6 protein-coding genes and 1 pseudogene are annotated in these 7,995 nt (G+C 69.3%); 5 read left to right on the top strand and 2 right to left on the bottom strand.

The window, feature by feature from the left end; all coding sequences use genetic code 11:
- A pseudogene (locus tag ABIS05_RS17880) lies at positions 1-116 on the top strand (IS5/IS1182 family transposase); the annotation flags it as partial.
- A 14-nt stretch (positions 117-130) separates the two neighbouring features.
- Here the strand turns inward: ABIS05_RS17880 and ABIS05_RS17875 are convergent.
- Positions 131-754: a hypothetical protein gene (locus ABIS05_RS17875; protein ID WP_348014378.1), complete on the bottom strand. Its 624-nt coding sequence runs from the start codon at positions 752-754 to the stop codon at positions 131-133.
- A 19-nt stretch (positions 755-773) separates the two neighbouring features.
- Positions 774-1,955, bottom strand: coding sequence for an FAD-dependent monooxygenase (locus tag ABIS05_RS17870; protein WP_348014377.1), 1,182 nt, complete (start codon positions 1,953-1,955; stop codon positions 774-776).
- A 72-nt stretch (positions 1,956-2,027) separates the two neighbouring features.
- Here ABIS05_RS17870 and ABIS05_RS17865 point away from each other — a divergent pair, with 72 nt between their 5' ends.
- The 4 genes from ABIS05_RS17865 to ABIS05_RS17850 form a co-directional block, all read left to right on the top strand.
- Complete coding sequence (locus ABIS05_RS17865; RefSeq protein ID WP_348014376.1) at positions 2,028-3,008, top strand: aldo/keto reductase; 981 nt, start codon at positions 2,028-2,030, stop codon at positions 3,006-3,008.
- 194 nt (positions 3,009-3,202) lie between these two features.
- Complete coding sequence (locus ABIS05_RS17860; protein WP_348014375.1) at positions 3,203-4,252, top strand: PDDEXK nuclease domain-containing protein; 1,050 nt, start codon at positions 3,203-3,205, stop codon at positions 4,250-4,252.
- Positions 4,253-4,588: 336 nt separating this feature from the next.
- Positions 4,589-7,732, top strand: coding sequence for a diguanylate cyclase (locus ABIS05_RS17855; protein ID WP_348014374.1), 3,144 nt, complete (start codon positions 4,589-4,591; stop codon positions 7,730-7,732).
- Between the two features lie 37 nt (positions 7,733-7,769).
- Positions 7,770-7,995, top strand: a 226-nt coding sequence (locus ABIS05_RS17850) for a two-component regulator propeller domain-containing protein (RefSeq protein WP_348014373.1), incomplete at its 3' end; no start/stop codon positions are given.

Genomic DNA, 7,995 nt, shown 5'->3' with positions numbered 1-7,995 from the left:
AGCTGCTCGTGCGATACGAGAAACTCGATCGCAGCTTCCTCGCGCTCAACCACATCGCCGCAGCGATCATCGCGTTCCGCAAGGTGCCGCTGACAATAAACATTATTTACGGATAGGCTCTTAGCCGGCCTTATTCCACGTCCAGCGTGTACGTCACGGCCTGCGACATGCCGGGCAGGATGCCGCCGAAGTTCAGCGTGTAGCGGCCCTTCTTCAGCGGGCCCAGCGCCACGTAGAAGCCGTTGCCGGCGGCCCGCGTGTCGTCGTCCTCGGTGATGTGAAAGCAGCGGCGCGTGGCCTGGCGGTAGGCGGCGAGGCCGTTGAAGCGCTTGCCGTTGACCTCCAGCACCAGGGCCGTGGACGCGGGCGTCAACGCGGCGGCGCGTTGCTTGAGCGCGGCGCAGGACTCGTCCTGATCGTCGGGCTCGAAGGTGATGTAGTTGATGAGCGGGAAGAACAGCGTCTTGCCCGCCGGCACGTGGCAGCTGCGCACGGTGCGCGCCGTGCCGTAGGTGCCGGCGAGAAACCACACCGGGCCGTCCTGCCCCTCGGCGCAGAAGCGGCCGTCGCGGTCGGCGACGGGGCTCTCGTCGTCGTCGAAGGACATCGCCCATTGCCACCAGCGCTTGGACCATTCCTCCTGCGAGGCGCCCGCTATGGGCTTGGCGGGCGGGATCAGCGGCGCGGTCTGGGCCGTGGCCGGCTGGGTGGCGGCGAGCAGCAGGGCTGCGGCGAGAGTGAAACGGAACTGCATCGAATCTCCGTGGCGTGTTTCAACCGCCGAACATCATGCGGCGGGCGATGGCAGATTTCAGCGGCGTGGCCAGCTCCAGGCCGGCCAGCGCCAGGCCGCGCAGCGCGGGCAAGCCCGGCAGGCGCCAGGCAAAGCTGCGGGCGAGAAAGTCGGTGGCGGCGATCATGGGCCAGCGGTCGGGGGCGCGCTGGCGGTCGATGCGGGCCAGCGCCGTGTCCAGGTCGACTGCGGTCTCGGCCGCCTCGCGCAGCGCGTCCACCAAAGCCTGGGCGTCGCGCAGGCCAAGGTTGAGCCCCTGGCCGGCGACCGGGTGCAGCGTCTGCGCCGCGTTGCCGATGCGCAGCGTGCGGCCCTGCAGCAGGCGGGTCTCGGCGTTCAGGCCGAGCGGGAAGCACTTCAGCGCCGAGATGCCGGTGAGCCGGCCGGCGGCGGCGGGCAGTTGCTGCTGAATGACGACGAGGCGCTGGGCGTCGCTCAGCGTGGCGAGGTCGTCCTCGGCCTGAGGCAGGCACCAGACCAGCGCCGCCCGCGGGCCTTGCGCGTCGTCGGGCAACGGCAGCAGGGCTAACGGGCCGTTGCGGGTGAAGCGTTCGATGGCCAGGCCCTGCAGGCCGGGCGCGGCCAGGCGCACGCTGCCGACCCAGGCGTTCTGGTGATAGTCACTGCTGATGCGCTTGCGATCCTGCTCGGCGAACACACCGCCCTCGGCCACGACGGCCAGGTCGAAGCGCTCGACCAACGGCCCCTCGCCACTGTCCAGCTCCACGCCGCTGGCCTCCGAGCGGATAGCGTGCACGGCGGTGCCGAAGCGCGTGAACAGCCGCTGCGGCTCCTGGACGGCACGCGCCAGCCAGCGCTGCTGCAGCGGCGCCACCAAGGCGCCGTACGGCAGCACGGCGCCGAGCTGGGGCACCCCGAGGTCGGCCGCGCGGATGCGCACCTCGCCGGCCACGGGGGATGGCGGCGCCTGGCTGACGTGCACGGTCTGGATGGCCTGGGCCGCCTCCGGCCGCCAAGCGTGCAGGCGCTGCAGCAGCCGGATGCTGCCGAGGTTGAGTGCGAGCGTGCGCGCGTCGCCGCTGATGTCGCGGTCCAGCGGGCGCGTGTCGAAGAGGTGGATCTGGGCGGCCGGCAGGCGCTCGGCGGCCAGCAGGGCAAGCGCAAGGCCGGCAGGGCCCGCGCCGATGACAGCGAGGTTCATACCCGCAACGATACCCGGGCATCGTTGCGCGCTTCAGCTGCCGCCCTTTCCAGCCCCCGACAGGACCTCCCCATGCAATACCGCCGCCTCGGCCGTGCCGGCCTCCAGGTCTCCGAACTCTCGCTCGGCTCCTGGGTCACGTATCACAACCAGGTGGACACCAAGGCGGCCACCGAGATGCTGGCCGCAGCCTTCGACGCCGGCATCAACTTTTTCGACAACGCCGAGGTCTATGCCCAGGGCGAGAGCGAGGTCGTCATGGGCCAGGCGTTCAAGGCGCTGGGCTGGAACCGGCTGGACTACATCGTGTCGAGCAAGTTCTTCTGGGGTCTGCAGCGCGACGGCGTGACGACCAACCGCAAGGACACGCTGAACCGCAAATACCTGATGCAGGCGGTGGATGCGTCGCTCAAGCGCTTCCAGCTCGACCACCTGGACCTCATCTATTGCCACCGCGCCGACCCGAACACGCCCATCGAGGAAACCGTCTGGGCCATGAGCGACATCATCAGCCAGGGCAAGGCGCTGTACTGGGGCACCAGCGAATGGAGCGCGGGCGACATCCGCGCCGCCTGGGAGATCGCCGAGCGCCATCACCTACGCAAGCCGGTCGTGGAGCAGCCGCAGTACCACCTCTTCCACCGCCGCAAGGTCGAGCAGGAGCTCGCGCGGCTGTACGACGACATCGGCTTGGGCCTCACCACCTGGAGCCCGCTGGCCTCGGGCCTGCTGACCGGCAAATACCGCCACGGCATCCCCGAGGGCAGCCGCGCCTCGCTGGAGAGCATGGCCTGGCTGCGCGAGAACGTGCAGGACAAGGCCAAGAACGACGCCGTCGGCAAGCTGGCCGAGATTGCGGCCGAGCTGGGTTGCGACACGGCGCAGTTGGCCATCGCCTGGATCAACCGCAACCCGCGCGTGTCCACCGTCATCCTGGGCGCCAGCAAGCTGGAGCAGCTGCAGCACAACCTCGCCGCGCTGGCGGTCACGCCGAAGCTGACGGCCGAGGTCGTCGAGCGCATCGACGCGATCGCCAAGCCTTTGGCAGGCTGAATAAGCACCTCGTCCAAAGAGTGCCTTGACCGTCCCGCGCGTGAGAGGCGCAGCACACTCCCAACGGGAAATTGATACGCAAAGCACGCGTTCAATCGCCAACTCTCACGGTCACATCCACCCAAACAGCACCGACATGACCAGCACCCAACGCGCCGAACTGCAACGCCAAAATGCAGCAGGAGTCTGAAGGCATGAGCGACATCACCCAGCACACCGATTACCGCCAGGCGCTGGCCGTCATCAAGCAGCGCATTCAAACCTCGCAGACCCGCGCCGTGCTGGCGGTGAATACCGAACTGCTGGGCCTGTACTGGGACATTGGCCGGCAGCTGGATGCTTGGCAACGCAAGCGCGCCTGGGGCTCGGCGGTGGTGGAGCAGATGGCGCTGGATTTGCAGGCCACCTACCCCGGCATGAAGGGCTTTTCGCGCACCAGCCTGTTTGCCATGCGGCAGTTCTATGCCTTTTTCAGCCCGCAGTTTGAAGTTGTCCCACAGCCTGTGGGACAAATGCCCTGGGGGCATGTGCGCACCCTGCTGGCCAAGGTCAAGTCAGTGGAGCTGGTGCTGTTGTACGCGCAGGCCTGCATTGCGCATGGCTGGAGCCGCACGGTGCTGGAGTGGCAGATCGAGCAGCGCTTTCATGAGCGTGCGGGCCAGGCGGTGGGCAACTTTGCACAGACCCTGCCTTCGCCCCAGTCGGAGCTGGTGCAGCAAAGCCTGAAGGACCCCTATGTGTTCGATTTCTTGTCGCTGACCCCACAGGCGGTGGAGCGCGATATCGAGAACCAGTTGGTCGCCCACATCACCCGGTTTCTGCTGGAGCTGGGCAAGGGTTTTGCGTTCCTTGGGCGGCAATATCCCTTGGCGGTGAATGGCAGGGACTACTTTCTGGATTTGCTGTTCTATCACGCACGCCTGAAGTGCTATGTGGTGATCGAACTGAAGGCGGGCGAGTTCAAACCCGAGTACGTCGGCAAGCTCAACTTCTACCTGTCGGCGGTTGACGACCAGCTGCGTGCTGCAGATGACCAGCCCACGATTGGTCTGATCCTGTGCAAAGACAAAGACAAGCTGGATGTGGAGTACGCGCTGCGCGACATCAACAAGCCGATGGGCGTGAGCTCGTTCATCACCAAAGACATTCCCCTGTCGGTGCAGTCGCAGTTGCCGACCGTGCAAGAGATCGAGAGTGAACTGAGCGCGCTGATTCAAGGCGAGAAGAAGAAGCCGAACGAGTGACTACAAGACCGTTGCCGCATCCAGAAACTTCATCGTTCTCGACAAGTACACCAAGGATTGGCAGGTCAGTGAGGGCGACCAGAGCGAAGGCGATCTGGAGCGCAAGTTCATTCAGGATCTGAGAAGTTCAAAGGCGTGGTCGGACAACTTTCATAAGCGCCCAGTCAAGCCGCATCCCAGCGTCGTTTACAAGGGGTGACGGGGCTCAAGTTCGGCTCGGGAGCGTCCTGGCGCTCGGCCCGCAAACTCTCGTCGCCAGCGCAGGCGGGAAGGATTCACGTCATCTGAGGGCAAGACCCGGTCTGACCGGCTCGCCGCTGCCCGAGAATCCGCCGCATGAGGGTTTTCACAAAGAGGGGTTGGGCCGCCCTGTTGATCGCCGTGGCGACGGGACTGGGCCTGGTGCAAGGGGCGGCGGCCGTGGTGCCGCGCTTCGAGCCCATCGGCGAGCCGGGCGCGGTGCGGGACAACGTCGTCTCCGCCCTCGGGCTGGATTCGCGCGGCCTGCTGTGGGCCGGCTCGCCCGAGGGCCTGCTGCGCTTTGACGGCTACACCTTCAAGCACTACGCGCTGGCCGCACCCGACGGCAAGCTGCTGCCCGAGCAATTCGTGCGCGCCATGCTGCCCGACCCGCGCGGCTGGATGTGGGTGGCCGCCGGCAACAGCGGCCTGGTGCGCATGGACCTCGCCACCGGCCGCTGGGCCCGCTGGGCGCGCGACGCCAACTCCGCCGACGAGACCGCCCCCGCCGCCAACACCGTGCGCACGCTGGCGCTGGAGAAGGACGGCACGCTGTGGATTGGCGGCAGCAGCGGGCTGGACCGCTTCGACGTCAAAAGTGAGCGCTTCACCCACCACCGCGGCCGCGAGGACGGCCTGCCCGACCCGCGCGTGCAGACGCTGCTGGTGGACCGCCAGGGCACGCTGTGGATAGGCACCTGGCGCGGCCTGGCGCGCAAGGCGCCCGACGGGCCCATCGAGACGCTGGACGTGGGCCTGGACGATCAGCTCATCACGCTGCTGGCCGAAACTTTGGACGGCCGCATCATGGCCGGCACCGCCCAGGGCCGCCTGCGCGCGCTGTCGCCTGCCGGCCTGCCGCTACCCTTCAGCGCCGGTGCGCAGGCGGACGGCACGCCCAGCGTCTGGCCGCTGATGGTCATGGCCCAGCCGGATGCCGACGAACTCTGGTTTGGCGACTCGTCGGGCCTGTCGCGCCGGCGCGCCACCGACGGCAGCCTGATCGAACGCCTGCCCGCCACGGGTGCGGCGACCGGCCCGCGCAGCGACGTGCGCGCGCTGATGCGCGACCCCTCCGGCACCATCTGGGCCGGCAGCTACGGCGGCGGCCTGATGCGCCACGTGCCGTCGCTGCCGGGGCTGTCGATGGTGCGCGACGGCGTCGGCGCCATGGCGCTGGACGTGCGCAGCATCCTGCAGCTGAAGAACGGCGAGGTCTGGCTGGGCACGCTGGCCGGCGGCATCGAGCGGCGCGACCGCCAGCTCCAGCCCATCGCCCACATCGCGCCGGGCGTCGGCGGCCTGCCGGCCGGGCGCGTCAACGCGCTGGACCAGACACGCGACGGCTCCGTCTGGGTGGCCGTCGACACGCAGCTGCTGCGCTTTGACGAGCAGGGCCACTGGAAAGAGACGCTGCGCAGCGGCAACGCCGTGCCGCGGCGCTTTCACGCAAGCGAGGACGGCGCACTGTGGATCGCCACCCTCGACGGCCTGCTGCGCTGGACGCCCGGGCGGCCGCAGATGCGCGCCATCCCGACCGCCGGCCTCGTCGGCGGCACCGGCGAGGTCAACGCCTTCGCGCGCCTGCCCGACGGCAGCCTGTGGGCGGGCGGCGCGGCCGGGCTGTTCCGCGTCGCCAAACCCGACGACGAGGAACCGGTGGCCGAATGGGTCGAGCCCAAGGGCCTGACCGGCCAGACCGTGCTGGGCATGGCGGTGGACCTGGCCGGCCGCCTGTGGGTGGACACCGGCACGGGGCTGCACCGCCTCGTCGAGAGCCACGGCAACCAGGCGCGCTTCGAGGCCGTCGCCGCGTCGGCAGCGGGCGGGGCCTTCGGTGCCAACCTGCTGCTGGACAAGCAGGGCCGCATCTGGTCGCAGCGCAACATGTACGACCCACGCAGCGGCGAGCGCCGCGAGCTGGGCGCGGCGGACGGCGCCGACCTCGGCACCGGCTGGTTCCGCGCCTATGCCCAACTGGACGACGGCCGCATGCTCTTCGGCGGCGCGCGCGGCCTGCTCGTCATCGACCCCGAGCGCTTCTCGCCGTGGTCCTACAAGCCGCCGCTGGTGATCTCGGAGTTGCGCGTGGACGGCGAGGAGCGGCCGCTGCCCGCCGCCGGCGGCAACCTGGTGCTGGCGCCCGGCGAGAACGCCTTCAGCCTGGCCTTCGCGTCGCTGGACTACAGCCAGCCCAGCCGCAACCGCTACCGCTACCGCCTGCAGGGCCTGGACGACGGCTGGGTGGACGGCACGCTGGGCCGCACGGCCACCTACACCAACCTCACGCCCGGCCACTACCGGCTGCATGTGCAGGGCAGCAACCGCGACGGCGCCTGGGGGCCCAACGAGCTGCTGGTCGAAGTGGACGTGCGCGCCGCCTGGTGGCAGACGCGCTGGGCCCAGGTGCTGGCCGTGCTGGCGGCGCTGGCCGTGGTGGCCGGCATCGTGCGCGTGCGCACCCGCTGGCTGCTGCGCCGCCACCGCGTGCTGGAGGCGCGCGTACAGGAGCGCACCGAGGCGCTGGAGGCCGCCACGGCCGCACTGACCGCCAAGTCCATCGAGCTGGAGGAAGCCAGCCTGACGGACCCGCTGACCGGCCTGCGCAACCGCCGCTTCCTGGACCGGCAGCTGCCGGCAGACGCGGCGCTGGCCGTGCGCCACTACGAGGCCAGCGCCAATGCCCCCAGCCCGGGTGGCAGCGAGCAGGACCTGCTGTTCTTCCTCATCGACATCGACCACTTCAAGCGCATCAACGACGCCCACGGCCACATGGCCGGCGACGCCGTGCTGACGCAGATGCGCGGCCGGCTGGAGCAGGTGTTCCGCTCGTCTGACTACCTCGTGCGCTGGGGCGGTGAGGAGTTCCTCATCGTCGCCCGCGGCACGCCGCGCAGCCGCGCCGCCGAGCTGGCCGAGCGCGCCCGCCAGGCCATCGCGGCCCAGCCCTTCGAGCTGGACGGCGGCTACCGGCTGTCGCTGAGCTGCTCGGTGGGCTTCAGCGCCTTCCCGCTGTGCACGCGCCTGCCTGCGGCGCTGGACTGGCACAACGCCATCGACCTCGCCGACGCGGCCCTCTACGAAGCCAAGGACGTGGGCCGCAACGCCTGGATCGGTCTTGTCGAGGCCGAGGCCACGAACGAGGCCGAGCTGCACGAAGACGCGCGCCGCCGGCTGGATGACTGGGTGAAGACGGGGCGGCTGAGGTTGCTAACCTCGGCCGCCAGCGGGGTGACCTAGAACGACGCGCGGCCCGCAGCGACGCGCGGACGCGCCCATGAAAAGCATTTCTATGCGTGCCTTTCTAACCCTGCTGTGCCTGCTCTTTGCGCTGACTGCGGCCCGGGCCGGGCGCGATCCGATGGCGGAGATCCGCTTCGTGCCGGCCGACGGCACATCGGCCCTCGTCGATGGCGTGGTCTCCTCGCTGGCCCAGGACGGGCGCGGGCTGATTTGGGTGGGCACCAGCGTCGGCCTGATGCGCTACGACGGCTACCAGACCA

This window comes from Roseateles sp. (genome assembly GCF_039929605.1).
In the GTDB taxonomy this organism is placed as follows: Bacteria; Pseudomonadota; Gammaproteobacteria; order Burkholderiales; family Burkholderiaceae_C; genus Pelomonas.
Note: the sequence above shows the minus strand (reverse complement) of the source record. Positions and strands in the feature narration are given on the sequence as shown.